Origin of the sequence: Streptomyces sp. NPDC101490, assembly GCF_044767145.1 — a bacterium.
Lineage (GTDB): Bacteria > Actinomycetota > Actinomycetes > Streptomycetales > Streptomycetaceae > Streptomyces.
Genome location: NZ_JBIWNI010000006.1, coordinates 47,125 through 73,573 on the forward strand (window position 1 = coordinate 47,125; position 26,449 = coordinate 73,573).

Below are 26,449 nucleotides of genomic sequence, written 5' to 3' on the forward strand. Positions count from 1 at the left end.
GGAATGCCGTGCCCGTGGAGGCCGGACGGCGCTGACGGTGGCCGGGGCGCGGACGAACGCCGATTGGGGCAGGTCCGCGCCCTCTGCGTATCGTGGGGACGTGCTTCTCTCAGACAAGGACATCCGGGCCGAGATCGATGCCGGACGGGTGCGCATCGACCCGTACGACGAATCCATGGTGCAGCCCTCGAGCATCGACGTGAGGCTTGACCGCTTCTTCCGGGTGTTCGAGAACCACCGGTACCCCCACATCGACCCCGCCGTCGAGCAGCTGGACCTCACCCGTGAGGTCGAGCCGGAGGGCGACGAGGCGTTCATCCTGCATCCCGGCGAGTTCGTGCTCGCCTCCACCTACGAGGTCATCGGCCTCCCCGACGACATCGCTTCCCGGCTGGAGGGGAAGAGCTCCCTCGGGCGGCTCGGGCTCGTCACCCACTCCACCGCCGGGTTCATCGACCCCGGCTTCTCGGGCCACGTGACCCTGGAGCTGTCGAACCTCGCCACCCTGCCGATCAAGCTCTGGCCGGGGATGAAGATCGGGCAGCTGTGCATGTTCCGGCTCAGCTCGCCCGCCGAGTTCCCGTACGGCAGCGAGCGGTACGGCTCCCGGTACCAGGGCCAGCGGGGGCCGACGGCCTCCCGTTCCTTCCTGAACTTCCATCGGACCCAGGTGTGAGGCGGTCGCAGACATGAGTGACGTACGCGAGAACCTGACGTACGAGGGATTCGGGCGGGCGGTCCGCGAGCTGGCGCAGGCCATCGCCGACGACGGCTACGAGCCGGACATCGTGCTCTCCATCGCCCGGGGCGGCGTCTTCGTCGCCGGTGGTCTGGCCTACGCCCTGGACTGCAAGAACATCCACCTGGTGAACGTGGAGTTCTACACAGGCGTGGGGACGACCCTGGAGATGCCGGTCATGCTGGCGCCGGTGCCGAACGCGATCGACTTCAGCGACAAGAAGGTGCTGATCGCCGACGACGTCGCCGACACCGGCAAGACCCTCAAGCTCGTCCACGACTTCTGTGTCGACCACGTCGCCGAGGTCCGCTCGGCCGTCGTCTACGAGAAGTCCCACTCCCTCGTGAAGTGCGAGTACGTGTGGAAGAAGACCGACGAGTGGATCAACTTCCCCTGGTCGGTCGAGCCGCCCGTCGTCCGGCGCGAGGGCCAGATCCTCGACGCCTGAGCCGCCGAGCGGTACGGAGAAGGCCCCCGCCGGGCGTCGGCGGGGGCCTTCTCCTCGTAGCGCGTGCTTCTACAGCGTGCCCAGCTTGATCAGGCTCAGCAGGGCCACCAGCTGGATCGCCGACGCGCCCAGGGCCTTCGGCCACGGCAGGTCGTGCGAGCGGCTGATCATCAGGGTGAAGAGCGCGCCCGCCGCCAGCCAGGTCAGCCAGCCGATCACCTGGACCAGGCCGTTCTCGCCGCCCAGGAAGAGCGCGAAGACCAGGCGCGGGGCGTCCGTGATCGACATGATCAGCATGGAGAGGCCCACGGTCGGCTGCCAGGCGCCGTCGCCGCCGAGCTGCCGGGCGAGCGTGTGCGTGACCGCGCCCAGGATGAGCCCGCCGAGGACGAAGCCCGTCGCGGTCATCAGGACGTACGGGACGGCCGTCGACAGGGTCGCGTTGATCGCCTCTTCGCGCGCCTTGTCGAAGCCGAAGATCGCGAGGAGCCCGTAGAGGAAGGTGACGACGAGCGCCGGGCCCCAGACGGCGTGGTCCCGCATCTGGAGGAAGGTGTCCGCCGGACGCAGCACGATGCCGCTCAGGAGGCCCTTCCAGGGGAGCCGGGGGCCCGTGGGGACGGGGGCGGCGGGGGGCGCGGCCTGCCCGTAGGGGTCGTCGACGCTGAACATCTGGGTGTGACCCGGATTGTTCGCGGCGGCGGCTCCGGGGTGCTGCTGCTGCCCGTAGGGGTCCCCGAAGTACTCGGGCTCGTCGTACGGCTGTCCGCCGTGTCCGCCCTGGGGCCGTCCGCCGTACGGGGGCTGTCCGCCCCGGCCGCCACGCCCGTCCTGCCCGTGGTGCGGGGGCTGTCCGCCGTACGGCTGCTGACCGTGCCCGCCCTGGGACCGGCCGCCGTACGGCTGTCCGCCCCGCTGCTGACCCCCGTACGGCTGTCCGCCGTCCTGGGGGTGTCCGCCCCGCTGCCCGTACGGGGCCTGGCCCCGGCCCTGGCCCTGCTCGGGCCACTGCTGCTGCGGGTACGGCGGCGGGGCCGCCGGGGGCCCGTAAGGGGCCTGCTGCGGTTGCTGAGGGTTGCGGTTGTCCCGGCCGCGTCCGTTCCTGAATCCAGCCACGTCAAGGAACGTACCCGCTCCCGGTGTCTCCGTGCTCCTCCGCGTCCGGGTTGCCACGGAGCTGTGACATCCCCTAGGGGATCGTCAGGGGCCTCCCCGAGGCCTCCTGAGGGACTCCCGGGGGCGTTCCGGTCGGTCCCCGGCCGGTTCCGTTCACGGCCCCGGCACCCGCCCCGACGGCCGAAGGGCCGCCCCGCGCGATGTGCGCGGGGCGGCCCTCCAGTGTTCCTGGCGTTCCTGGCGTTCCCGGTGTTCCTGGCCCGGACCGTCGGTTCACACCGTCCGGACCGGCGGCCCGGACCGTCGGTTCAGACCGCCGGCTCGGGCTCCGGCTCCGGGTCCCCGGCGGGCTCCGGGTCGGCCGGAGTCCTGACCGATTCGAGGAGCAGCTGGGCGACGTCCACGACCTGGACGGACTCCTTGGCCTTGCCCTCGTTCTTCTTGCCGTTGACCGAGTCGGTCAGCATGACCAGGCAGAACGGGCAGGCGGTGGAGACGATGTCCGGGTTGAGGGACAGGGCCTCGTCGACGCGCTCGTTGTTGATGCGCTTGCCGATCCGCTCCTCCATCCACATCCGGGCACCACCGGCGCCGCAGCAGAAGCCGCGCTCCTTGTGGCGGTGCATCTCCTGCTGGCGCAGCCCGGGGACGGCGGACATGATCTCGCGCGGCGGCGTGTAGACCTTGTTGTGACGGCCCAGGTAGCAGGGGTCGTGGTAGGTGATGAGGCCCTCGACCGGGGTCACCGGGACCAGCCTGCCCTCGTCGATGAGGTGCTGGAGCAGCTGGGTGTGGTGGATGACCTCGTACTCGCCGCCGAGCTGCGGGTACTCGTTGGCGATGGTGTTGAAGCAGTGCGGGCAGGTCGAGACGATCTTCTTCGCCGACTTCGGCTTCTTCGTCGACTCGTCCACGCTCCCGTCCTCGTCGAGGGACTCGCCGAACGCCATGTTCAGCATGGCGACGTTCTCCTGGCCGAGCTGCTGGAACAGCGGCTCGTTGCCCAGGCGGCGCGGGGAGTCACCGGTGCACTTCTCGTCGCCGCCCATGATCGCGAACTTGACGCCCGCGATGTGGAGGAGTTCGGCGAAGGCCCGGGTGGTCTTCTTGGCGCGGTCTTCGAGGGCGCCCGCGCAGCCGACCCAGTACAGGTAGTCGACCTCGGTGAGGTCCTCGATGTCCTTGCCGACGATCGGGACCTCGAAGTCGACCTCCTTGGTCCACTCGACGCGCTGCTTCTTCGCCAGGCCCCAGGGGTTGCCCTTCTTCTCCAGGTTCTTGAGCATCGTGCCCGCCTCGGACGGGAACGCGGACTCGATCATCACCTGGTAGCGGCGCATGTCGACGATGTGGTCGATGTGCTCGATGTCCACCGGGCACTGCTCGACGCAGGCGCCGCAGGTGGTGCAGGACCACAGGACGTCGGGGTCGATGACGCCGTTCTCCTCGGCGGTGCCGATGAGGGGGCGCTCGGCCTCCGCGAGGGCGGCGGCGGGAACGTCCTTGAGCTGTTCCTCGGACGCCTTCTCCTCGCCCTCGGCGGTCTTGCCGCCGCCCGCGAGGAGGTACGGGGCCTTGGCGTGCGCGTGGTCGCGCAGCGACATGACGAGGAGCTTGGGAGAGAGGGGCTTTCCGGTGTTCCAGGCGGGGCACTGCGACTGGCAGCGGCCGCACTCGGTGCAGGTGGAGAAGTCGAGGAGGCCCTTCCAGGAGAACTGCTCGACCTGGGAGACGCCGAAGACGGCGTCCTCGGCCGGGTCCTCCCAGTCGATCTCCTGGCCGCCGGTGGTCATCGGCAGGAGCCCGCCGAGCGCGGTGGCGCCGTCCGCGTTCCGCTTGAACCAGATGTTCGGGAAGCCGAGGAAGCGGTGCCAGGCGACGCCCATGTTGGTGTTCAGCGAGACCACGATCATCCAGATGAACGAGGTGCTGATCTTCACCATGGCGGTGAAGTAGATCAGGGTCTGCAGGGTGCCGACGCTCAGGCCCTCGAAGAGCATGACCAGGGGGTACGAGGCGAAGTAGGCCGCCTCGTAGCCCTGGACGTGGTGGATCGCGCCCTCCAGGCCGCGCAGCACGTAGATGGCGAGGCCGATGGTGAGGATCACGTACTCGACGAAGTACGCCTGGCCCGCCTTGGAGCCGGCGAAGCGGGACTTGCGGCCGGCCCGGCCCGGGAGGCTCAGCAGCCGGACGGCCATCAGCACGGCGATGCCGAGGATCGTCATCACGCCGATGAACTCGATGTACAGCTCGAACGGCAGGAAGCCGCCGATGACCGGCAGCGTCCAGTCCGCCCGGAAGAGCTGGCCGAACGCCTGGGCCAGGGTGGGCGGCAGGGTCAGGAAGCCCACGGCGACGAACCAGTGGGCGAAGCCGACGATGCCCCAGCGGTTCATGCGCGTGTGGCCGAGGAACTCCCGGACGAGCGTCACGCTCCGCTGGTAGGGGTTGTCCGTCCGGCTGCCCGCGGGGACGGGCTGTCCCAGCTTGAAGTACCGGACGAACTGGCCGACGGCGCGAGCGAGCAGAGCAACGCCGACCACGGTCAGGGTCAGCGACACGATGATCGCGGCGAGTTGCATGAAGGGCTCCTCGGGCGGGCCTACTAAGCAGTAACTTATGGAGTCCGTGCAGAGATTACCCGTTCGGGGCTCCGTGCTGTAGCGGCGTTCGCGGTGATCTGTGTCGCTCAGGCAAACCTTGCCGCGCGCCGCCTGCGGACAGCTGGAAGCGTACGCGCCAGGATGGTCAGGTCCGTTCCCAGCCAGTGGTGGTCCACGTAGTGCAGGTCCAGCAGCTCGCGTTCCTCCCACGGCAGCTCCGAGCGCCCGCTGATCTGCCAGGGGCCGGTCAGCCCGGGGCGTACGGAGAGCCGGCGGCGGCCCTCGCCCGCGCACTCGCGGTGGGCCGGGGCCAGCGGACACGGCCCGACCAGTGACATCCGGCCGCCGACGACGTGCAGCAGCAGGGGCAGCGCGCCCAGCGGGCTCCGGGTGCGGAAGGTCAGCATGGTGAAGGGGTGCCCGTCCAGGCCCGCCACCGTGCGGCGGCGCAGGACGCGCCCCTCGGGGGCCGCCGCCCCGCCGGGCGCGGGTGGAACGCGCCTCCCGGGGGCCGCCCCGCCGAGCGCGAGCGACAGGGCGACGGCCGCGAGGACCGGCGACAGCACGACCAGGAGGGCGAGCCCGCCCAGGACGTCGAACACGCGCTTGCCCGTCATTTCCCGCACCCTTCCGAACGTCCGGCGAGCCCCGTCGTCCCCCGTGTCCTCCGGGCGCCGGGCGGGCCCGGTCGTCCCCCGGCGCCCGCGCGGGCGCCGGGTCGCCGCGCCCGTGCGGGACGCGGTGTCCACCGCTCCTTCCGGGCGGCGGACGGAGATCCCCGGGACGCGAGATCATGGGTTATTCGTGGGATATTCGTGGTATATGGCAGCTTTGCCCGTCATGGGGCAACCGGACTCTCTCATGCGCCACCCCGCCGGGTCCCGGAGCGACGCGCGCCGCTCCGGCGGGTCGGAATGACGCGTTCCATGCCCGCCCGGGGCCGCTCTGAGCGGATGGGCGGACGAAGAGTTGAGTCACCTGCGCTCAGGTCTGTTGACTCTGATGCGGGTGTCATGCATCCTTGAGTCAGTTCCACTCAAGTCAGTCAGCTGGAGGAATCGAAATGGCACGTGCGGTCGGCATCGACCTGGGCACGACTAACTCCGTCGTCAGCGTTCTCGAAGGCGGCGAGCCCACCGTCATCACCAACGCCGAGGGCGCCAGGACCACGCCGTCCGTCGTCGCCTTCGCGAAGAACGGCGAAGTGCTCGTCGGCGAGGTGGCCAAGCGTCAGGCCGTCACCAACGTCGACAGGACCATCCGGTCGGTCAAGCGCCACATGGGCACCGACTGGAAGATCGAGATCGACGGCAAGAACTTCAACCCGCAGCAGATGAGCGCCTTCATCCTGCAGAAGCTGAAGCGCGACGCCGAGGCGTACCTGGGCGAGAAGGTCGTCGACGCGGTCATCACCGTCCCGGCGTACTTCAACGACTCCGAGCGTCAGGCGACCAAGGAGGCCGGTGAGATCGCGGGCCTCAACGTCCTGCGCATCGTCAACGAGCCGACCGCCGCCGCCCTGGCGTACGGCCTCGACAAGGACGACCAGACGATCCTCGTCTTCGACCTCGGTGGCGGCACCTTCGACGTGTCCCTCCTGGAGATCGGCGACGGCGTCGTCGAGGTGAAGGCCACCAACGGTGACAACCACCTCGGTGGTGACGACTGGGACCAGCGCGTCGTCGACTACCTGGTGACGCAGTTCCAGAACGGCCACGGCGTGGACCTGGCCAAGGACAAGATGGCTCTCCAGCGTCTCCGCGAGGCCGCGGAGAAGGCGAAGATCGAGCTGTCGTCCTCGACCGAGACCTCGATCAACCTGCCCTACATCACGGCCTCCGCCGAGGGCCCGCTGCACCTGGACGAGAAGCTCACGCGCGCCCAGTTCCAGCAGCTCACGTCCGACCTGCTCGACCGCTGCAAGGTGCCGTTCCGCAACGTCATCAAGGACGCGGGCATCAACCTCTCCGAGATCGACCACGTCGTCCTCGTCGGCGGTTCGACCCGGATGCCCGCCGTCGCCGAGCTCGTCAGGGAACTGACCGGCGGCCAGGACGCCAACAAGGGCGTCAACCCGGACGAGGTCGTCGCCATCGGCGCCGCGCTCCAGGCCGGTGTCCTCAAGGGTGAGGTCAAGGACGTCCTGCTCCTCGACGTGACCCCGCTGTCCCTCGGCATCGAGACCAAGGGCGGCATCATGACCAAGCTCATCGAGCGCAACACCACGATCCCGACCAAGCGGTCCGAGATCTTCACGACGGCCGAGGACAACCAGCCGTCCGTGCAGATCCAGGTCTACCAGGGCGAGCGCGAGATCGCGGCGTACAACAAGAAGCTCGGCATGTTCGAGCTGACCGGCCTCCCGCCGGCCCCGCGCGGCGTCCCGCAGATCGAGGTCGCCTTCGACATCGACGCCAACGGCATCATGCACGTGACCGCGAAGGACCTGGGCACGGGCAAGGAGCAGAAGATGACCGTCACCGGCGGCTCCTCGCTGCCGAAGGACGAGGTCGACCGGATGCGCCAGGAGGCCGAGCAGTACGCGGACGAGGACCACCGCCGCCGCGAGGCCGCCGAGTCCCGCAACCAGGGCGAGCAGCTCGTCTACCAGACGGAGAAGTTCCTCAAGGACAACGAGGACAAGGTCCCCGGCGACGTCAAGACCGAGGTCGAGGCGTCCCTCGCCGAGCTGAAGGAGAAGCTCAAGGGCGAGGACAGCGCGGAGATCCGCACCGCCACCGAGAAGGTCGCGGCCGTCTCCCAGAAGCTCGGCCAGGCGCTGTACGCCGACGCCCAGGCCGCGCAGGCCGCGGGCGGCGACGCCGGCCAGGCCAAGGCCGACGACGACGTCGTCGACGCCGAGATCGTGGACGAGGACAAGCCGAAGGGCGGCGCTGTCTGATGTCGGAGGAGACCCCGGGCTTCGAGGAGAAGCCCGACGTCCCCGCCGACGGCACGCCCGAGGAGACCGAGGCCGCCGCTCCCGCCGACAAGGCGGACGGGGCGGCCCCGGCCGGGGACGCTACGGATGTAGCCCTGCTGGCGCAGCTGGACCAGACCCGTACCGCGCTCGACGAGCGCACCGCGGACCTCCAGCGGCTCCAGGCCGAGTACCAGAACTACCGCCGCCGCGTGGAGCGGGACCGGATCACGGTCAAGGAGATCGCCGTCGCGAACCTCCTGGCCGAGCTCCTTCCGGTGCTCGACGACGTCGGCCGGGCCCGGGACCACGGCGAGCTCGTGGGCGGGTTCAAGTCGGTGGCCGAATCGATGGAGACCGTCGTCGCCAAGATGGGTCTGCAGCAGTTCGGCAAGGAGGGCGAGCCCTTCGACCCGACGATCCACGAGGCCCTGATGCACTCGTACGCGCCGGACGTCACGGAGACGACGTGCGTGGCGATCCTGCAGCCGGGGTACCGGATCGGCGAGCGGACCATCCGGCCCGCCCGCGTGGCCGTCGCCGAGCCCCAGCCGGGCGCGGCACCGGCCAAGGACGACGCGAAGCCGTCCGCCGACGAGGAGAGCGGTGCCCCCGACGAGGGGTGACGCACCGCTCTTCGGTGAGGTGGTCACCGGGACCCCGGTGACCACCGGAGCAGGGACGAACACCGGAGCAGTCCGGAAGGAGGGACGTCGATGAGCACGAAGGACTTCGTCGAGAAGGACTACTACAAGGTCCTCGGCGTCCCCAAGGACGCCACCGAGGCCGAGATCAAGAAGGCGTACCGGAAGCTCGCCCGCGAGAACCACCCGGACGCCAACAAGGGCGACGCCAGGGCCGAGGAGCGCTTCAAGGAGATCTCCGAGGCGAACGACGTCATCGGCGACCCCAAGAAGCGCAAGGAGTACGACGAGGCCCGCGCCCTCTTCGGGAACGGCGGCCTGCGGGCCGGCGGCCCCGGGGGCGGCGGCTCGTTCAACTTCGACCTGGGCGACCTCTTCGGGGGCGCCCAGGGCGGGGCCGGCGGCTTCGGCGGCGGCGGTGGCGGGATCGGGGACGTCTTCGGCGGGCTGTTCAACCGGGGCGGCGGGGCGGGTCCCCGCACCCAGCCCCGGCGGGGCCAGGACATCGAGTCCGAGGTGACGCTCAGCTTCACCGAGGCCATCGAGGGCGCCACCGTGCCGCTGCGGATGTCCAGCCAGCAGCCGTGCGCCGCGTGCTCCGGCACCGGCGACAAGAACGGCACCCCCCGGGTCTGCCCGACCTGTGTCGGCACCGGGCAGGTCTCGCGCGGCAGCGGCGGCGGTTTCTCGCTGACCGACCCGTGCGTGGACTGCAAGGGCCGCGGTCTGATCGCGGAGAACCCGTGTGAGATCTGCAAGGGCAGCGGGCGCGCCAAGTCCTCGCGGACCATGCAGGTCCGCATCCCGGCGGGTGTGAGCGACAACCAGAAGATCCGGCTGCGCGGCAAGGGAGCGCCGGGCGAGCGCGGCGGGCAGAACGGCGACCTGTACGTCGTCGTGCACGTCGACGCCCACCCGGTCTTCGGCCGCAAGGACGACAACCTCACCGTGACCGTGCCGGTCTCCTTCGCGGAGGCGGCGCTCGGCGGCGAGGTCAAGGTGCCGACGCTCGGCGGGCCCCCGGTCACCCTCAAGCTGCCCCCGGGCACCCCGAACGGCCGGACCATGCGCGCCCGGGGCAAGGGCGCGGTCCGCAAGGACGGCACCCGGGGCGACCTCCTCGTGACGGTCGAGGTCGCGGTGCCGAAGGAACTGGACGACAAGGCACGTGAGGCCCTGGAGACCTACCGCGAGGCGACCGCCTCGGAGGACCCCCGGGTAGAGCTGTTCCAGGCCGCGAAGGGAGCGTGACCCGGTGGACGGACGCCGACGCAATCCGTACGAACTGACCGACGAGTCGCCGGTGTACGTCATCTCGGTGGCGGCCCAGCTCTCCGGTCTGCATCCGCAGACCCTGCGTCAGTACGACCGGCTCGGTCTGGTGTCCCCGGACCGTACGGCCGGCCGGGGCAGGCGCTACTCGGCCCGTGACATCGAGCTGCTCCGTCAGGTGCAGCAGCTGTCGCAGGACGAGGGCATCAACCTGGCCGGGATCAAGCGGATCATCGAACTGGAGCACCAGGTCGCCGCGTTGCAGAGCCGGATCGCGGAGCTGTCGGCGGCCGTCGACGGGGCCGCGGCGGCGATGCGGCAGCGGGAGGCCCAGGTGCACGCCTCGTACCGGCGCGACCTGGTCCCGTACCAGGACGTGCAGCAGACGAGCGCGCTGGTGGTCTGGCGTCCCAAGCGGGGCGAGTGACAGACGGGTCGTGCGAGGCCCCTTCCCTTTCGGGGGAGGGGCCTCGCGCCGTTTCCGGGGCCCGTACCCAGGGACTGGCCCCGCCCCTACGGGATGCGTCCCCCTTCCCTACGGGATGAGTTCGACCACGATGCTGCCGATCGTCTTCCACCAGGGGGACGCGCCGGTGCCGAACGCGGTGGCCAGGGCCGTACCGAGGGCGCGGTCGCGGGGCGTGGGGGCGCTCTCCCAGCGGTCGATGATCCGGCCGTCGCCCGCGCGGATCAGGGTGCCCAGCCGCCGTCCGTCCCGGAGCAGCCTGCTGGTGTCCTTCCCGCAGGGCACCAGCCGGTAGTGGACGCCGTCGGTGTGCGCGTCCACCCGGTAGGAGTACCGCAGGAGCCGTCCGCGCGCGGGCCTGAGGACGACCGGTTCCCCGTCGACGGTGAGCGCGAGCAGCGCGCCCCTGCGGGTGCCGATGGGGGTGTGGGCGTCGGGGCGGGTCCCGGGGGCCCGTACGAGCTCCACGGTGGGCAGTTCGTGACCGGAGACCCGCAGGGTTCCGGCGGGTCCGTCGAGGTCGGTCTGTGCGTACACGGTGTGCGGTGTTCCCGTTCGGGGCTGGGCTGGGCTGGGCGGGGCTGGAGCGGCGGGGTGACCGGCCCGGGGGCCGGCCCGGGGGCCGGGCCGGGCCGTCAGGCGTCCTGGTCGAGGATGCCCGACTGGGCGATGAGGTAGCCGAGCTGGGCCCGGCTGCCGCTGCCGAGGGTGGCGGCGAGTTTGGCGATGTGGGCGCGGCAGGTGCGCACGTTCATGCCGAGGCGGCGGGCGATGGCCTCGTCGACGTGGCCCTCGACGAGGAGTTTGGCGATGGAGCGCTGGACCCCGCCGATGCCGTCCACGGAGGGGCTGTAGGGGATCACTTCCTCCCAGGGGACCCCGTGCAGCCAGAACTGGTCGAAGACGCCGACGAGGTACTGGACGAGGCCCTCGTGGCGCAGTTCGAGGGCGACCTGGCGGTCGCTGCGCGCGGGCACGAAGGCGACCTTGCGGTCGACGATGATCAGCCGGTCGACGATCTCTTCCAGGGTGCGCAGTTCGAGCCCGTAGGGGGCGACCCGCTCGACGTAGGCGAGGGTGGCCGGATGGTGGCGGGCCGTGTGCTGGTAGAGGGTCCGCATCCGGACACCCCGGTCGAGGAGGGGGGCGAGCCGGCGGAGGGCGGCTTCGAGGGTCTCGGGGCGGCGGCCGCTGCCGGGCTGGATGGTGAGGAGTTCGGTGGTGCACTCGTCCATGACGCGGTCCAGCGTGGCGTTGATGACGCTGAGGCCTTCGAGGACGGTGATGGCCTGGGTGCCCGAGGGGTCCTGGGTGTGGATGGCCATGAACGGCTCGAAAGCGTCGGCCAGGGCTATCGCGTGCTGCCGCCGGACCTGGATCTCCCGTTCGATGGGATGGACCAGCTGGTTGAGGGCGATCGAGGGCGGCACCGGGTGCAGCCATTCGCCGTCGTCGGGGTCCGGGTGCAGGAGGGACAGTTCCTTGAGGCAGGGGGCCGCCTCGGCGTCGGCACGGGCTATCCGGCCGGTGCGCAGGGCGCTCGCGTAGAGCTCCTTGCCCAGGTCGCATAGTTCACCGTGACTGTGCTTATGGCTGGACTCGTCGCCTTCTCGCCTCATTTGCACCCCCCTCAGGGTCATGAATTACAGGAACATGATGCCCGGGTTGGCTGGTGAAAAGGGTCGTGAGTGAGCCATCGTCTTACTCGCGGGGGGGAGGTAGTGATCAAAAGAGGTGGAGATCGGCCATGACCAGGATGGTTCGTGCACTTAGCGCCATAGCCGTTGCGGCGGCTGCTCTCGGCGCACTCGCCGTCGGCGAGCCCTCGTGGGAGAGCACCCCGGCGCATCACGTGGCGGGGCCGGACGAGCCCTCGTGGGAGAGCACTCCGGCACACGAGGTGTGGGCCGGGCCGGACGAGCCCTCGTGGGAGTCCGCCCCCCGGGAGCACGTCGTCGCCGGTGTTCCCGAGCCGTCATGGGAGTTCGCGCCCAGGGCCGTCAAGGGTGCGGGCGCGTGAGCCTCCCGCAGGACGACCCCAGGTTCCGCCGGGAGATGGCCACGGCCTACCGGTCCGGCTGGCACTTCGTCGACCTCGCCACGGCCATCCCCCACCGTGGTGACGCGCTGAAGGTCACCCTGTTCGGAGAGCCCGTCGTCGTGGCGCGGGGGCAGGACGAGGACGTCCGCGCCTACCGCTGCCTGCGCCGCCCCCGGGGCGCCCCGCAGCCCATCCGCTGTGCCGTCCGGTACGGCATGATCTTCGTCAACCTCGACCAGCGGGACCACCAGCTGATCGAACCCGAGACCATCACCGCCACCCCCCGCAGTGCCTGAGCGATTCCCCCGTCGTTGTAGATCGCTCAGGCACTTCCCCCACACAGCGGCGCCATCGCGGACCTGAAACGCGATGGCGCCGCTGTGCTGCGCCCGTACGGCGCCGGAGCCCTTGCGAGGGCCCGCCCCTGTGACGAGGCCGCCCCCGTACGGCGCCCGCCCCCGTCCGGCGCGCGCCCCGGTGGGGCGCTCCCGTGCGGCTGTGACGGCCGTACGGCCCTGCCGCCGGTACGGCCACGGCCTCTTTCACAGCCATGGCCTCTTTCACGGCCACGGTCTCCTTGGCAGCCACGATTCCGGCGCCGCCCCCACGGCTCGGCTCCGGCGCCCGTGCCGCCCGGAAGGGCCCGTGGCACCCGGTGTCAGGCGCGGCCCATCGCCCGGGTGAGGGCGATCTCGACGACGACCCGGTCCGGGTTGGGCGTCGGGACGCGCCCGTACCGCTCCGTGTAGCGGGCGACCGCGTCCGCGACGACCGCCGGGTCCGTACGGATGTGCGCGACGCCCTCCAGGGTGGCCCAGCGCGCCCGGTCCACCTGGCAGACCGCGACCCGCGCGCCGTCCGGGCCCGCCGCCAGGACGTTCGCCGCCTTACGGCTCTTCCTGTTGGTGATGATCCGCGCGTACCCGTTCTCCGGGTCGTACGTGGCGCCGACCGCCACGACGTGCGGGGTGCCGTCCGGGCGGGGGGTCGTCAGGGTGCAGATGTGGTTCTCGCGCCAGAAGCTGAGGTACGAGTCGGAGGGGTTCCTCGGGTCTGTGGACATGTCCGGAAAATAGCGGGTGAGGAGCCCCCTCTTCTATCTTGAGCGGAGTTCGCTCAACTTTGTGTACTCTGGAAGAGTCATAAAGAGAGGATCACCGCACACCCAGGAGGAGCACCGCACGTGGACGCCGAACTGACCAACCGGAGCCGGGACGCGATCAACGCGGCCAGCAGCCGCGCCGTGTCCGAGGGGCACGCCGACCTGACCCCCGCCCACCTGCTGCTCGCGCTGCTGACGGGTCAGGACAACGAGAACGTCATCGACCTGCTCGCGGCGGTCGACGCCGACCAGGCGGCCGTCCGCTCGGGCGCCGAGCGGCTCATCGCCGCCCTGCCGAGCGTCACCGGCTCCACGGTGGCGCCCCCGCAGCCCAGCCGTGACTTCCTCGCGGTCCTCGCCGACGCCGACCGGCGGGCGAAGGAGCTCGGCGACGACTACCTGTCCACCGAGCACCTCCTCGTCGGGGTCGCCGCCAAGGGCGGCCGTGCCGGTGAGATCCTCGACGGCCAGGGCGCGAGCGCATCGAAGCTGCTCGACGCGTTCGAGAAGAGCAGGGGAGGACGCCGGGTGACCACACCCGACCCGGAGGGGCAGTACAAGGCGCTGGAGAAGTTCGGCACGGACTTCACGGCCGCCGCGCGCGAGGGCAAGCTCGACCCGGTCATCGGCCGCGACCACGAGATCCGGCGCGTCGTCCAGGTGCTGTCCCGCCGCACCAAGAACAACCCGGTCCTCATCGGTGAGCCCGGCGTCGGCAAGACCGCCGTCGTCGAGGGCCTCGCCCAGCGGATCGTGAAGGGCGACGTGCCCGAGTCGCTGAGGAACAAGCGGCTGGTCTCGCTCGACCTCGGCGCGATGGTCGCCGGAGCGAAGTACCGGGGCGAGTTCGAGGAGCGCCTCAAGACCGTCCTCTCCGAGATCAAGGCGAGCGACGGCCAGATCATCACCTTCATCGACGAACTGCACACGGTCGTCGGCGCGGGCGCGGGCGGCGACTCCGCCATGGACGCGGGCAACATGCTCAAGCCGATGCTGGCCCGGGGCGAGCTGCGCATGGTCGGCGCGACCACCCTGGACGAGTACCGCGAGCGGATCGAGAAGGACCCCGCTCTGGAGCGCCGCTTCCAGCAGGTCCTGGTCGCCGAGCCGACCGTCGAGGACACCGTCGCCATCCTGCGCGGACTCAAGGGCCGGTACGAGGCCCACCACAAGGTGCAGATCAACGACTCCGCCCTGGTGGCCGCCGCGACCCTGTCCGACCGGTACATCACCTCCCGCTTCCTCCCCGACAAGGCCATCGACCTCGTCGACGAGGCCGCCTCCCGGCTCCGCATGGAGATCGACTCGTCCCCGGTCGAGATCGACGAGCTCCAGCGCTCCGTGGACCGCCTCCGCATGGAGGAGCTGGCCCTCAAGAACGAGACCGACGCGGCGAGCAAGCAGCGCCTGGACAAGCTCCGGCGCGACCTCGCCGACCGCGAGGAGGAACTGCGCGGCCTCACCGCCCGCTGGGAGAAGGAGAAGCAGTCCCTCAACCGGGTCGGCGAGCTGAAGGAGCGCCTCGACGAGCTCCGGGGCCGCGCCGAGCGCGCCCAGCGCGACGGCGACTTCGACACCGCCTCCCAGCTCCTCTACGGCGAGATCCCGACCCTGGAGCGGGAGCTGGAGGAGGCCACCGAGGCCGAGGCGCGCCAGGAATCGGCCAAGGACACCATGGTCAAGGAGGAGGTCGGCCCCGACGACATCGCGGACGTCGTCGGCGCCTGGACCGGCATCCCCGCCGGGCGCCTCCTGGAGGGCGAGACGCAGAAGCTGCTCCGGATGGAGGACGAGCTGGGCAGGCGGCTGATCGGCCAGTCCGAGGCCGTCCGGGCCGTCTCCGACGCCGTGCGCAGGACCCGCGCGGGCATCGCCGACCCCGACCGGCCGACCGGCTCGTTCCTCTTCCTCGGCCCCACCGGCGTCGGCAAGACCGAGCTGGCGAAGGCGCTCGCCGACTTCCTCTTCGACGACGAGCGGGCCATGGTCCGCGTCGACATGTCGGAGTACGGCGAGAAGCACAGCGTCGCCCGGCTGGTCGGCGCGCCCCCCGGCTACGTCGGCTACGAGGAGGGCGGTCAGCTCACGGAGGCGGTCCGCCGCCGCCCGTACAGCGTCGTCCTGCTCGACGAGGTGGAGAAGGCGCACCCGGAGGTCTTCGACGTCCTGCTCCAGGTCCTCGACGACGGCCGCCTCACCGACGGCCAGGGCCGTACGGTCGACTTCCGCAACACGATCCTGATCCTCACGTCGAACCTGGGCAGCCAGTTCCTGGTGGACCCGGCCACCCCGGAGGACGTGAAGAAGCAGCAGGTCCTGGACGTCGTCCGGGCGAGCTTCAAGCCCGAGTTCCTCAACCGGCTCGACGACCTGGTGGTCTTCTCCGCGCTCGACCGGGCCGAGCTGGGCCGGATCGCCCGGCTCCAGATCGACCGGCTCGCCAAGCGGCTCGCCGACCGGCACCTCACCCTGGAGGTCACCCCGGAGGCCCTGGAGTGGCTCGCCGACGAGGGCAACGACCCCGCGTACGGAGCCCGGCCGCTGCGCCGCCTCATCCAGACGGCGATCGGCGACCGGCTCGCCCGGGAGATCCTCGCGGGCGAGGTGCGGGACGGCGACACGGTCCGGGTGGACCGTTCGGGGGACGACCTGGTCGTGGGCCCGGCGCGGTAGCGGTCCGGGCCGGGTGACCGGCCCGGTGACGGGGCAGGTGAAGGGGCGGGTGGACCGGTCGCGCGGGTACGGGCGACCGGTCCGCCTCCGCTTCTTGTCAGCCCGCAGCGGATCACGGGGGGTGGGGCTTGCCATGGACCGCCCGGCATGGGGGAGGATGGCGAGCATCCGTACGAAGGGAAATACACGGTGAGCATCGACCCGTCCTCGATTCCGAATTTCGGGGGCCAGCCCCAGCCTCAGGCCGCAGGACCGGCGGGCCCCGTCGTCCCCGACCAGGACCTCGTCAAGCAGCTCCTCGAGCAGATGGAGCTGAAGTACGTCATCGACGACGAGGGTGACCTCGCGGCGCCGTGGGAGGAATTCCGCACGTACTTCATGTTCCGCGGTGAGGACGAGCAGCAGGTCTTCTCGGTGCGGACGTTCTACGACCGTCCCCACTCGGCCGACGACCGCGCCAAGATCCTCGACGCGATCGACGACTGGAACCGCCGCACCCTGTGGCCGAAGGTCTACACCCACCTGCACGAGGAGGAGGACGGCTCCGCCACCCTCCGCCTGATCGGTGAGGCGCAGATGCTGATCGGCACCGGCGTCGCCCTGGAGCACTTCGTGTCCTCCACGGTCAGCTGGGTCCGCGCCTCCATCGAGTTCGACAAGTGGGTCGTCGAGCAGTTCGGTCTGGAGACCCCGGAGGAGAAGTCCTCCGACGACGAGGCCTGATCCCCTCGCCCTCGTGCCCGCCGTCCGTGCGGGCACGAGGACGCCGTCCGCCCCCGCGCGGACGCCGAGCCCGGCCGGAACCGCGCCCTCAGGACGCGACTCCGACCGGGCTTTCGTCATACGGGGACGCGGGGGCACGGGGATGCGGGGCGCGGGCGGGGCGGCGCGCACCGGGCGGGGGTGCCCGGCCCCGGCGTGCCGCTCAGCCCGAGAGCCGCTTGAGCCGTGAGACGGCCTCCTCCAGGACTTCGGCCTTCTCGCAGAAGGCGAAGGTGCGCACGACGACGGCCGGATAGCGCTAGAAATCAGAACAGGATCTGAGTAAGCTCTGATTATGTCGACCCTGCATCTGGACGCAGAAACGGAATCCGTCTCCTTCACCGACCTCTCCCGCAACCCCAGGGGTGTCGCGGCCAGAGCGGCCGCGCTGGGGCGTCTTCGTGTCACGCATCGGGACGCGCCGGACATGGTGCTGACCACGGCGGTGCGGGCGGAGCACGCCGAGGAGAACCTGACCACCGCCTCACGGCTCTTTCTCGCACTGATGAAGCAGGACGACGGCGCCAAGTCGCTCCTTCTCGCGCTCCCCGAAGTGTTCCCCTGGGTGCGTCACCTGGACGCGGAAGAGGTTCGGGCCTTCACCGTCGAGCTCCTTGAAGCGCTGTCGGACGCCGCCGAACTGGGGGCGGGAGAGGCGGTGCATCGCGCGATCATCTCCTGGCGCGCCACGGCCCGCATCAACGCCGACCCCGACCAGCTCAGGGAGTCGGCGCGTCCGCTCGACGGTGATGACCTCGGCTCGGTCGAGGTGTGTGGGTGAGCCCGAAGAAAGGGGATCGAGTCAGCGTTCCGCCGCTCGACGGGTGGAACGTCGTCTTCGGAACCACGGAGGCGGTGACCGGCTGGGAGGAACTGTGCCGCGTTGCGTTGCCGAGCGCGCATCGCTGCCTGGGCGCCCTCCGGGAAGACCCCCTGTCCCGCTCCCACTGGAGTCGCCAGCATCAGCTACGAGGCAGGCACGCGACCAAGGTGTGGAAGGGGTCCGACCTCGAACAGTGGGAGTACGAAGTCACCAGTGGTGGTCGAGTGCGCTACCTGGTCAGCGCGGAGACTTCCACCGTGATCCTCGTGTACGCCTCCCCGCGGCATCCGAAAGACACCGAGTGAGCCTGAGCCGTTCCTGGGTCGGGGCCCGCGAGCGGACCCCGACTCCGTCACTCGACGAGCCTTCTTCCGCGCGCCCCGTCAGACTGCCAGCCGCTTGAGGCGGGTCACCGCTTCTTCCAGCACGTCCGTCCGCTTGCAGAAGGCGAAGCGGACGAAGGGGGCGCCCGCCTCGCGGTCGTCGTAGAAGACGGCGTTGGGGATGGCGACGACCCCGGCGCGCTCGGGCAGTGCCCGGCAGAAGGCGAAGCCGTCGTCGGTGCCGAGCGGGCGGATGTCGGTGGTGACGAAGTAGGTGCCCGCCGGGCGGTAGACCTCGAAACCGGCGGCGGCCAGGCCCTCGCTCAGCAGGTCCCGCTTGGCGGCGAGGTCCGCGCGGAGCCCGTCGAAGTAGGCGGCCGGCAGCCGCAGGGCCTCGGCGATCGCGTACTGGAAGGGGCCGGAGGAGACGTAGGTCAGGAACTGCTTGGCGGAGCGCACGGCGGCCACGAGCTCCCGGCCGCCGGTGGCCCAGCCCACCTTCCAGCCGGTGAAGGAGAACGTCTTGCCCGCCGAGCCGATGGTGAGGGTCCGCTCCCGCATCCCCGGCAGGGTGGCGACCGGGACGTGTTCGGCGCCCTCGAAGACCAGGTGCTCGTAGACCTCGTCGGCGACGACGAGCAGGTCCCGCTCCACCGCCAGTTCGGCGACCGCGGCCAGTTCGGCCCGGCCGAGGACGGTGCCGGTCGGATTGTGCGGGGTGTTGAGGAGGATCAGCCGGGTCCGGTCGGTGACGGCGGCCCGCAGTTCGTCGAGGTCGAGGACGTAGGCGCCCTCGTGGGGGCGGAGGGTCACCGGGACCCTGGTGCCGCCCGCCATGGCGATGCAGGCGGCGTACGAGTCGTAGTACGGCTCCAGGGCGATCACCTCGTCGCCCGGCTCGACCAGGGCGAGCAGTGCCGCCGCGATGGCCTCGGTGGCGCCCGCCGTGACGAGCACCTCGGTGTCCGGGTCGTACGCGAGGCCGTACCGGTCGCGCTGGTGGTCGGCGACGGCGGCGCGCAGCTCGGGGACGCCGGGGCCGGGCGGGTACTGGTTGCCCCGGCCGTCCCGCAGCGCGCGGACCGCGGCCTCCCGGACCTCCTCGGGGCCGTCGGTGTCGGGGAAGCCCTGGCCGAGGTTGATCGACCCGGTCCTGACGGCGAGCGCGGACATCTCGGCGAAGATCGTCGTCCCGAACTCGGCGAGGCGGCGGTTGAGCAGCGGTCGTGTCATGACGGACATCCTGGGGCCAGGCTCCGGGATCGCTCAAGTGGGCCCGTGCGGGGCCGGGGCGGCGGTGGCGGGGCGAGTGGGCCCGGTGACGCCCGGACGGGTCCCTGCGAGACTCGGACGGGGCGGGACAGCGGCCCGGTGACGGCCGGACGCCGGTGGCCCGATGGGGGTCGGCGGTGGCTCAGGGGTGGACCCGGGGCGGCCCCGGCCCGGGGGTCCCGGCTCTGAGGTCACGGGGCCGTTCCGGGGCGACCGGGGAGTTTCCGGACACACCCGGGGGCGGCTTCCGGGGCGTCCGGAGCCGCGCTCCGGGTCCTCGCGCGGCCGAAGCTCTGGACTCGCTCAAGTCGGCTTTGACGCCGGGCCGTACGGGGCATCCCCCTCGCACGGAAGAACGAACGGGGGTAGTACCGATGGAAATATTCATCGTCTTCGCGCTGGGGGCCCTGGTCCTCGTCGGGCTCGTCTCCACCGCCCGGGAGCGGCGGCGGCGCAAGAGCGCCCTGCGGCTGTCGAAGTCGAGGCGGCGCGGCGGGCGGTCGGGCCGCGCCGGCTGGGCCGACGGCGGGGGCGGCGGGGCCGGCAGTTCCTGCGGCGGTTCGAGTTCGTGCGGCGGGGGCGGGAGCTCGTGCGGCTCCAGCGGATCCAGCTGCGGCGGGGGAGGCTGCGGCGGCAGCTGAGCGGTGTGGCGGGGGACGGCTCCCGGGTCGGCCGCCGGTCCCCCCGGGTTGAACAATTGAACTGTGGGGTCCCCGAAGGGGTTGGAAAACACGGCAAGTTGGGTAAAAACGCTGCGAGTCGCCCGACGTCCGTGGTTCTCTCGCTCCTGACAGAGACAGCCCTCGGACCGTGTGTGGACCCGAGCCGGCGATTCCCCACTCCCGTTGAATCCCTCACCGGGGCGCCCCCGGCCCACCCGTCAAACCGTGTTTGCGGAGCCGACCCATGCTCACCACCCTGAAGACCTCCTACACCGACACCCGCGCGGCCGACCTGGCCTGGGCCCTCGGGCGCGAGCCGCTGCCCGCCCTCGCCATGCTCGACCTCGAACTCACCGGCGCCAAGCTCCAGTTGAGACTGCTCGGCGCCTCCCATCAGGTTCTCCTGGAGGAGGACGGGCGCGCCTGCTCGGAGACCGTCGCCTGCATGCCGGGCAGCAGCACCCCGCTGCCGCTCGGCGTCTCCAAGCGCGTCGGCGAATGGGAGTACGAATTCGCCGCACGGGTGGAGACCCTCTCGCACGGCTCCTTCGCGGGCCGCGCACAGGAGTTGCTCGCCCTCGTCGCCGACCACCCCCACGGACTCGCGGGGACCTTCCCCGGCTCCCCGCACGCCTTCACGGCGATGCTGGCGCAGCGTCACGAGGGCCAGGTCCGCTGGCGGACCTGGCACGCCTACCCGCAGGAAGGGCAGTTGGTGGTGACCAGGACCCGGATCGGCGCACGTATGCCCGCCACGCTCTGATACGCCCTCCAGGAGCCCCAGGTGCACTCGTGTGGGTGACAAGGGGCGCTCGGATCGTGACGTAGCGTTACGGTCATGATCGAGCCGACCGTGACCATGCCGCCCGAGGGGGCGCGGCGAGCGCCCGCGCGGCGGCCCGAACCGCCGCGCGGAGCGGTGCGGTTCCCGGTCCTCGCGGTCGTCTTCGTCTGCGCCGCCTGCGGTCTGGTCTACGAGCTGGAACTGGTCGCGCTCGCCTCCTACTTGATCGGCGACTCGGTCACCCAGGCGTCCGTCGTGCTCTCCGTGATGGTCTTCGCCATGGGCGTGGGCTCCCTGCTCGCCAAGCGGCTGCGCTGCCGTGCCGCCGTCGGCTTCGGCCTGGTCGAGGCCGCGCTCGCGCTCGTCGGCGGCTGCTCCGCGATGGTGCTGTACGCGGCCTTCGCCTGGCTCGGCGAATCGCGGTACGTGCTGGTCGCGTTCTCGCTGACCATCGGGGCGCTCATCGGCGCCGAGATCCCGCTCCTGATGTCCCTGATACAGCGGGCCGGACACTCCGCGGAGCGGCCGGGCAGGGCGGGCCGCGTCTGGCGGACCGGCCGCGCGGCGCGGGCGGGTCGCACCGGGCGGACCGGCCGTAGCGGACGCAAGGCCTCCGTGGGCGAGCAGGACGACGCGGCGGGGACGGTCGCCGACCTCTTCGCCGCCGACTACGTCGGCGCGCTGGTCGGCGGCCTCGCCTTCCCCTTCCTGCTGCTGCCCTGGCTGGGGCAGCTCACCGGCGCCCTCGTCACCGGCGCGGTCAACGCGGTCGCGGGCGGCGGTCTCGTCCTCTGGGTCTTCCGCCGGGACCTGACCAGCCGCTCCCGGGCTCTCCTCGTCGTCGTGAACGTGTCGGTCCTCGCCGTCCTCGCCACCGCGACCGTCCTCGTCGACGACTTCGAGCAGGCCGCCCGCCGGGCCGTCTACGGCGAGCGGGTGCGGGTCGCCGTCCACACCGACCTCCAGGAAGTGGTGGTGACCGGCGGGGTCGACGGCCCGCCGGACCTCTTCCTCGACGGCCGTCTGCGGGTCGCGGGACAGGACGAGTACCGCTACCACGAGGCCCTCGTCCATCCCGCGATGAACGGCCCGCACGCCCATGTGCTGATCGTCGGTGGCGGCGACGGCATGGCCGCCCGCGAAGTCCTGCGCTACCCCGACGTCCGGGCCGTCACCGTCGTCGAACTCGACCCGGGGGTCGTCCGGCTCGCCCGTACGGACCCGGCGCTGGCCTCGCTCAACGCACAGGCGTTCCGGGACCCGCGCGTCCGGGTGGTCTACGCGGACGCCTTCCACTGGCTCCGGTCCTCCGTGGGCCGGGTGCGGGAGCGGTACGACGTGGTGGTCTCCGACCTGCCGGACCCCGGGATCACCCCCAGCACCAAGCTGTACTCGGAGGAGTTCTACGGCCTGGTGTCCCAGCTGCTCACCCCGTCCGGGCGCTTCGTCGTGCACGCCGGGTCCGCCACCGACCGGCCCCGCACCTACTGGACCGTCGAGGCCACCCTGCGCGCCGCGGGCTTCGCCACCCGCCCCTACAGCGCCTCCGGCCGCACCCCCGGCTTCGCGGCGGGCCCCGACCGCGCCGAGCGGGTCAGCGGCACCGCCCGGGGGCCCGGTGACTGGGGCTTCCTGCTCGCCGTGCCCGCGGCCCCCGGCGCCCCACCGCCCCCGCTCGGGCTCGCCCTCGACGCGCCCCGGCTGCGCTCGCTCGGCCCCGGCGGTCTGGCCGCCGCCGCGCGCCGGGCCGAACGGGCCCGGGGCGCCCCGCTGCCGCCCTCCACCCTGATCCACCCCCGCTACGGCGGCTGAGGCCGGGCCCGTACGGGTCCCGGTGCCGTCCTGGACGGACGAACAGGCGACGCCGCGCCCCCGTCTGAGTAGGCTCGGCTTCCATGGAGCATGAGGTGTTCGTTCCGGTCCCGGCCGAGGTCCTGCGCGCGACGCTCACCGACCCGGACCGGGTGGTGCGCTGCGTCCCCGGTCTCCAGCGGGACGCCGACGCGGAGGCGGGCCCTCTCACGGGCCGTCTGAAGGTGCGGGTCGGCGGCAACACCATCACCTACCGGGGCGCCCTGCGGATCGTCGAGCGCGACGGCGCCATCACCTACGAGGGCCAGGGCACCGAGGTCCGGGGCAAGGGCTCCGCGGAACTCTCGCTCACCGTCGTCCTCACCCCGGCGGCCGAGGGCACCGGGCTGAGCTTCACCGGGGCGCTGACGGCGACCGGGCGGCTCGCCGACGCGGCGGCGGAGACCCGGTCCACGGCGGGTGCCCGGCTGCTCGACCGGTTCGTGGAAGCGGTCACGGACCTGGCGACGGAGACCGCGCGGGCGGGGACGGCGGGGACGGCGGAGGAACCGGGAGCACGCCCGGTGGCCGGAGACGCGGGCGGTCCCGGCACCGGGGCGGCCGACGCCGGTCGTCCGTCGGCCGGGGGCGTTCCCCGCGAGGGCACGGCACGCGGCGACGGCGAGCCCACCGGCGCCGACGGGCGTGCCGACCGCGAGAGCCCCGGCCGCGACGACGCCGAGCACGACACCACCGGCCGTGACACCACCGGCCGTAAAGGCGCCGGTCGTGATGTCGCCGGTCGTAAGGGAGCCGAGGCCGACGGCACCGACCGCGAGGGTGCCGGTCGTGACGCCACCGGCCGTAACGGCGTCGACCGCGACGGCACCAACGGCACCGACGACCGCGATGGCCGTGATGGTGAGGGCTTCGGCCGGGACGGCGGCGAGGCCGACGTCGTCGACGACGGTGCCGAGGAGTCCGGGCAGGACTCCGTCTTCGACGTGTCCGTCCCGCCCTCCTCCCTCGATCCCCTGCTCGGCGAGGAGTTCGGCGAGGACCTCGGCGGGGTGCCCCTGGAGTTCCCCGCCCCGCAGCCCGCCGCCGAGGCCGCCCACGCCCGCCGCACGATGATCGGACGGAGCGCCGAGGAGGTCGACCACGCCCCGCCGCGCGGCCGATACGCCCCGGTGCCCGCGCCGGAGGCGAACAGCGCCGGGGCCACCCTGCGCTGGATCGCACCCGCCGCCGTTCTCGCCCTGGCCTCCGCCGTCGTCGTCGGCCGGGCCCTGCGGCGGCGCCGCTGAACGGCGTCCCCGGCGAGTGGCCCCGTCCGGCGCCCGGCGCGATTAGGGTCGTCGCGTGAGCATGCAGACGCGACTGACGGCGGGCGACGCCGAGCTGACCATCAACCCCGGGCACGGCGGCCGGATCGAGAGCCTGCGCATCGGGGGCACCGAAGTGCTGCGCCAGGGCGAGCGGTTCGGCAGCTTCCCGATGGCGCCCTGGTGCGGGCGGACCGAGAACGGGCGCTTCCGCAACGGGGCGACCGTCCATCAGATGCCGGTCGACGCGGCTCCGCACGCCATCCACGGCACCGTCCGCCACCTGGCCTGGAAGACCGTACGGAGCTCGGCGGGCGAAGCCGTCCTCACCTGCGAACTCGGCGACCCCTGGCCCTACCGGGGCCGGGTCACCCAGATCTTCGAACTGACCGAGGACTCCCTCACCCTCACCTTCGGGGTCGAGACCTACGACGACTCCTTCCCGGCCCAGGCCGGCTGGCACCCCTGGTTCCTGCGCAACCTCGGGCAGGGCGGCCAGGACGTGCGCCTCGACTTCGCCCCCGCCTGGCAGGAGGAGCGCGGCGAGGACCACCTCCCCACCGGGCGCCGGATCGACCCCCGCCCCGGCCCCTGGGACGACTGCTTCGGGATGCCCGACGGCGTCGACGCCACCCTCACCTGGCCGGACGAACTGGAACTGAGGATCACCAGCCGCGCCCCCTGGGTCGTCGTCTACGACGAGCCCGAGGAGGCCGTCTGCGTCGAGCCGCAGTCCGGCCCCCCGAACGGCCTCAACACCCACCCGCGCCTGGTCACCCCGATCGACCCGCTGGAGGTCGGCAGCACCTGGCGCTGGCGCCGCCCCTGAGCGGTGCCCTCTAAGCTCGGGGCATGACTGACGTACGCGCTGAGCTGCTCCAGCAGATCAAGGACAAGGCCGTGGTGCACGGCAAGGTGACCCTCTCCTCGGGTCTGGAAGCCGACTACTACATCGACCTGCGCCGGATCACGCTGGACGGCGAGGCCGCGCCGATGGTGGGTCAGGTCATGCTCGACCTCACCGCCGGTCTGGACTTCGACTGCGTCGGCGGTCTCACCCTGGGCGCCGACCCGGTCGCCACCTCGATGCTGCACGCCTCCGCCGCGCGCGGCGGGCGTCTCGACGCCTTCGTCGTCCGCAAGGCTCAGAAGGCCCACGGGATGCAGCGCCGGATCGAGGGGACCGACGTCAAGGGACGCCGCTGCCTGGTGGTCGAGGACACCTCGACCACCGGTGGTTCGCCGCTGACCGCCGTCGAGGCGGTCCGTGAGGCCGGGGGCGAGGTCGTGGCGGTCGCGACGATCGTGGACCGGGGCGCCGCCGGGGCCATCTCGGGCGCGGGCCTCACGTACCTCACGGGGTACCAGCTGGGCGACCTCGGACTGGGCTAACCGCCACGAACTCGTGACTTAGGTCCCGGGACCCTACGCAGAACGGTCCTGACCTGCATTTTTGTCCAAGGGTGGGGTGTTTCACGTGAAACACCCCACCCTTCGGTGTGCCGTGCCCGTGGGACCTCGTACAAGAGTCTGGAAAGATGGGGGTGACGATGACGTCGCCCCCAGGTCAGGGACAGCAGTAGCACACACCCCGCACATCACAAGGAGCGGACGAATGCCCATCGCAACCCCCGAGGTCTACAACGAGATGCTCGACCGGGCGAAGGCAGGCAAGTTCGCCTACCCGGCCATCAACGTGACCTCGTCCCAGACCCTGCACGCTGCTCTGCGCGGCTTCGCGGAGGCCGAGAGCGACGGCATCATCCAGATCTCGACCGGTGGAGCCGAGTTCCTGGGCGGTCAGTACAGCAAGGACATGGTCACGGGCGCCGTAGCCCTGGCCGAGTTCGCGCACATCGTCGCCGCGAAGTACGACATCACGGTCGCGCTGCACACCGACCACTGCCCGAAGGACAAGCTGGACACGTACGTCCGTCCGCTGATCGAGGTCTCCGCCGCGCGCGTTGCCCGTGGCGAGAACCCCCTGTTCCAGTCCCACATGTGGGACGGCTCCGCCGAGACCCTCGCGGACAACCTGGCCATCGGCCAGGAGCTGCTCGCGAAGGCCGCCGCCGCCAGGATCATCCTGGAGGTCGAGATCACCCCGACCGGTGGCGAGGAGGACGGCGTCAGCCACGAGATCAACGACGAGCTGTACACCACCGTCGACGACGCGCTCCGCACCGCCGAGGCCCTCGGCCTGGGCGAGAAGGGCCGCTACCTGCTGGCCGCGTCCTTCGGCAACGTCCACGGCGTCTACAAGCCGGGCAACGTCGTGCTCCGCCCCGAGCTCCTCAAGGACCTCCAGGCCGGTGTCGGCGAGAAGTACGGCAAGGCGTCCCCGTTCGACTTCGTCTTCCACGGCGGCTCCGGCTCCACGGCCGAGGAGATCGCCACCGCGCTGGAGAACGGCGTCGTGAAGATGAACCTGGACACCGACACCCAGTACGCCTTCACGCGTCCGGTGGTCAACCACATGTTCAAGAACTACGACGGCGTGCTGAAGGTCGACGGCGAGGTCGGCGTCAAGTCGACCTACGACCCGCGCACCTGGGGCAAGCTGGCCGAGGCGGGCATGGCCGCGCGGGTGACCGAGGCGTGCGGCGCGCTGCGCTCGACCGGCACCAGGATGAAGTGATGAAGTAGCAGCCTTGAGCGAAGGGCCCGGTACCTCCCGAGG

Annotated in this window: 26 protein-coding genes; 19 read left to right on the forward strand and 7 right to left on the reverse strand. The window is 71.5% G+C overall.

The annotated features are described in order from the left end of the window. Nucleotides 1-100 precede the first annotated feature (100 nt). A complete protein-coding gene (gene dcd / locus ACIRQY_RS15085) occupies nucleotides 101-676 on the forward strand; it encodes a dCTP deaminase (RefSeq protein WP_351785576.1) in 576 nt (191 codons plus the stop codon). A gap of 13 nt (nucleotides 677-689) precedes the next feature. Continuing rightward, nucleotides 690-1,187, forward strand: coding sequence for a phosphoribosyltransferase (locus tag ACIRQY_RS15090; protein ID WP_366441932.1), 498 nt, complete (start codon nucleotides 690-692; stop codon nucleotides 1,185-1,187). Nucleotides 1,188-1,256: 69 nt separating this feature from the next. On the opposite strand, the gene ACIRQY_RS15095 is transcribed toward ACIRQY_RS15090, so the two are convergent. From ACIRQY_RS15095 to ACIRQY_RS15105, 3 genes are all read right to left on the reverse strand, one after another. Then, complete coding sequence (locus ACIRQY_RS15095; RefSeq protein ID WP_403925477.1) at nucleotides 1,257-2,303, reverse strand: Yip1 family protein; 1,047 nt, start codon at nucleotides 2,301-2,303, stop codon at nucleotides 1,257-1,259. Between the two features lie 308 nt (nucleotides 2,304-2,611). Next, nucleotides 2,612-4,888, reverse strand: a complete 2,277-nt coding sequence (locus tag ACIRQY_RS15100) for a heterodisulfide reductase-related iron-sulfur binding cluster (protein ID WP_403925480.1) — start codon at nucleotides 4,886-4,888, stop codon at nucleotides 2,612-2,614. Nucleotides 4,889-4,995: 107 nt separating this feature from the next. Further along, entirely contained in the window at nucleotides 4,996-5,526 is a 531-nt protein-coding gene (locus ACIRQY_RS15105) for a sugar transferase (protein WP_351785588.1), read from the reverse strand. 446 nt (nucleotides 5,527-5,972) lie between these two features. On the opposite strand from ACIRQY_RS15105, the gene dnaK reads away from it, so the two are divergent. The 4 genes from dnaK (at nucleotide 5,973) to ACIRQY_RS15125 (ending at nucleotide 10,172) form a co-directional block, all read left to right on the forward strand. Then, entirely contained in the window at nucleotides 5,973-7,811 is a 1,839-nt protein-coding gene (gene dnaK, locus ACIRQY_RS15110) for a molecular chaperone DnaK (protein WP_351785590.1), read from the forward strand. Continuing rightward, complete coding sequence (gene grpE, locus ACIRQY_RS15115) at nucleotides 7,811-8,455, forward strand: nucleotide exchange factor GrpE (RefSeq protein ID WP_351785593.1); 645 nt, start codon at nucleotides 7,811-7,813, stop codon at nucleotides 8,453-8,455. The genes dnaK and grpE overlap by 1 nt, the downstream gene beginning before the upstream one ends. Nucleotides 8,456-8,545: 90 nt before the next feature. Then, nucleotides 8,546-9,724 carry a molecular chaperone DnaJ gene (gene dnaJ / locus ACIRQY_RS15120; protein WP_403925485.1) on the forward strand — a complete coding sequence of 393 codons (1,179 nt, stop codon included), beginning with the start codon at nucleotides 8,546-8,548 and terminating at the stop codon, nucleotides 9,722-9,724. A gap of 4 nt (nucleotides 9,725-9,728) precedes the next feature. Then, on the forward strand, nucleotides 9,729-10,172 hold the full coding sequence (locus ACIRQY_RS15125; RefSeq protein ID WP_351785598.1) for a heat shock protein transcriptional repressor HspR: 444 nt from the start codon (nucleotides 9,729-9,731) through the stop codon (nucleotides 10,170-10,172). A gap of 108 nt (nucleotides 10,173-10,280) precedes the next feature. Here the strand turns inward: ACIRQY_RS15125 and ACIRQY_RS15130 are convergent, their stop codons facing one another. Together ACIRQY_RS15130 and ACIRQY_RS15135 are read right to left on the reverse strand one after the other, a co-directional pair. Further along, a complete protein-coding gene (locus ACIRQY_RS15130; RefSeq protein WP_403925488.1) occupies nucleotides 10,281-10,748 on the reverse strand; it encodes a hypothetical protein in 468 nt (155 codons plus the stop codon). A gap of 98 nt (nucleotides 10,749-10,846) precedes the next feature. Then, nucleotides 10,847-11,830, reverse strand: a complete 984-nt coding sequence (locus tag ACIRQY_RS15135; protein WP_403925491.1) for a helix-turn-helix transcriptional regulator — start codon at nucleotides 11,828-11,830, stop codon at nucleotides 10,847-10,849. Between the two features lie 128 nt (nucleotides 11,831-11,958). Here ACIRQY_RS15135 and ACIRQY_RS15140 point away from each other — a divergent pair, with 128 nt between their 5' ends. Further along, the gene (locus ACIRQY_RS15140; RefSeq protein ID WP_351785606.1) at nucleotides 11,959-12,231 is read left to right on the forward strand and encodes a hypothetical protein; all 273 of its coding nucleotides are present in this window, start codon (nucleotides 11,959-11,961) and stop codon (nucleotides 12,229-12,231) included. Further along, a complete protein-coding gene (locus ACIRQY_RS15145) occupies nucleotides 12,228-12,548 on the forward strand; it encodes a (2Fe-2S)-binding protein (RefSeq protein ID WP_351785609.1) in 321 nt (106 codons plus the stop codon). The genes ACIRQY_RS15140 and ACIRQY_RS15145 overlap by 4 nt, the downstream gene beginning before the upstream one ends. Nucleotides 12,549-12,910: 362 nt before the next feature. Here the strand turns inward: ACIRQY_RS15145 and ACIRQY_RS15150 are convergent, their stop codons facing one another. Continuing rightward, a complete protein-coding gene (locus ACIRQY_RS15150; RefSeq protein WP_403925495.1) occupies nucleotides 12,911-13,315 on the reverse strand; it encodes a pyridoxamine 5'-phosphate oxidase family protein in 405 nt (134 codons plus the stop codon). A gap of 120 nt (nucleotides 13,316-13,435) precedes the next feature. Here ACIRQY_RS15150 and clpB point away from each other — a divergent pair, with 120 nt between their 5' ends. The 4 genes from clpB to ACIRQY_RS15170 all read left to right on the forward strand — a co-directional run bounded on the left by clpB (nucleotide 13,436) and on the right by ACIRQY_RS15170 (nucleotide 17,917). Next, nucleotides 13,436-16,027, forward strand: coding sequence for an ATP-dependent chaperone ClpB (gene clpB, locus ACIRQY_RS15155; protein ID WP_351785615.1), 2,592 nt, complete (start codon nucleotides 13,436-13,438; stop codon nucleotides 16,025-16,027). A 189-nt stretch (nucleotides 16,028-16,216) separates the two neighbouring features. Continuing rightward, on the forward strand, nucleotides 16,217-16,750 hold the full coding sequence (locus ACIRQY_RS15160) for a YbjN domain-containing protein (protein ID WP_351785617.1): 534 nt from the start codon (nucleotides 16,217-16,219) through the stop codon (nucleotides 16,748-16,750). 334 nt (nucleotides 16,751-17,084) lie between these two features. Then, nucleotides 17,085-17,570: a prevent-host-death family protein gene (locus ACIRQY_RS15165; protein ID WP_403925498.1), complete on the forward strand. Its 486-nt coding sequence runs from the start codon at nucleotides 17,085-17,087 to the stop codon at nucleotides 17,568-17,570. Then, nucleotides 17,567-17,917: a hypothetical protein gene (locus ACIRQY_RS15170; protein WP_403925501.1), complete on the forward strand. Its 351-nt coding sequence runs from the start codon at nucleotides 17,567-17,569 to the stop codon at nucleotides 17,915-17,917. Before ACIRQY_RS15165 ends, ACIRQY_RS15170 begins: the two co-directional genes overlap by 4 nt. 78 nt (nucleotides 17,918-17,995) lie before the next feature. Here the strand turns inward: ACIRQY_RS15170 and ACIRQY_RS15175 are convergent, their stop codons facing one another. Continuing rightward, complete coding sequence (locus tag ACIRQY_RS15175) at nucleotides 17,996-19,177, reverse strand: pyridoxal phosphate-dependent aminotransferase (protein ID WP_403925504.1); 1,182 nt, start codon at nucleotides 19,175-19,177, stop codon at nucleotides 17,996-17,998. Nucleotides 19,178-19,581: 404 nt separating this feature from the next. Between ACIRQY_RS15175 and ACIRQY_RS15180 the strand changes: the two genes are divergently transcribed. From ACIRQY_RS15180 to fbaA, 7 genes are all read left to right on the forward strand, one after another. After that, a complete protein-coding gene (locus ACIRQY_RS15180) occupies nucleotides 19,582-19,848 on the forward strand; it encodes a hypothetical protein (RefSeq protein ID WP_403925507.1) in 267 nt (88 codons plus the stop codon). Nucleotides 19,849-20,113: 265 nt separating this feature from the next. Next, nucleotides 20,114-20,632 carry a DUF2617 family protein gene (locus tag ACIRQY_RS15185; protein ID WP_351785627.1) on the forward strand — a complete coding sequence of 173 codons (519 nt, stop codon included), beginning with the start codon at nucleotides 20,114-20,116 and terminating at the stop codon, nucleotides 20,630-20,632. 96 nt (nucleotides 20,633-20,728) lie between these two features. Next, on the forward strand, nucleotides 20,729-22,465 hold the full coding sequence (locus ACIRQY_RS15190) for a spermidine synthase (RefSeq protein WP_403925913.1): 1,737 nt from the start codon (nucleotides 20,729-20,731) through the stop codon (nucleotides 22,463-22,465). 83 nt (nucleotides 22,466-22,548) lie between these two features. Continuing rightward, nucleotides 22,549-23,751 (forward strand): SRPBCC family protein, encoded by a 1,203-nt coding sequence (locus ACIRQY_RS15195; protein ID WP_403925510.1) that lies wholly within the window; start codon nucleotides 22,549-22,551, stop codon nucleotides 23,749-23,751. Nucleotides 23,752-23,812: 61 nt separating this feature from the next. Next, nucleotides 23,813-24,598 (forward strand): aldose 1-epimerase, encoded by a 786-nt coding sequence (locus ACIRQY_RS15200; RefSeq protein WP_351785697.1) that lies wholly within the window; start codon nucleotides 23,813-23,815, stop codon nucleotides 24,596-24,598. Nucleotides 24,599-24,621: 23 nt separating this feature from the next. Then, nucleotides 24,622-25,161, forward strand: a complete 540-nt coding sequence (gene pyrE / locus ACIRQY_RS15205) for an orotate phosphoribosyltransferase (protein ID WP_351785634.1) — start codon at nucleotides 24,622-24,624, stop codon at nucleotides 25,159-25,161. A 223-nt stretch (nucleotides 25,162-25,384) separates the two neighbouring features. After that, on the forward strand, nucleotides 25,385-26,407 hold the full coding sequence (fbaA, locus tag ACIRQY_RS15210) for a class II fructose-bisphosphate aldolase (RefSeq protein ID WP_351785637.1): 1,023 nt from the start codon (nucleotides 25,385-25,387) through the stop codon (nucleotides 26,405-26,407). The last annotated feature ends 42 nt before the right edge of the window (nucleotides 26,408-26,449 follow it).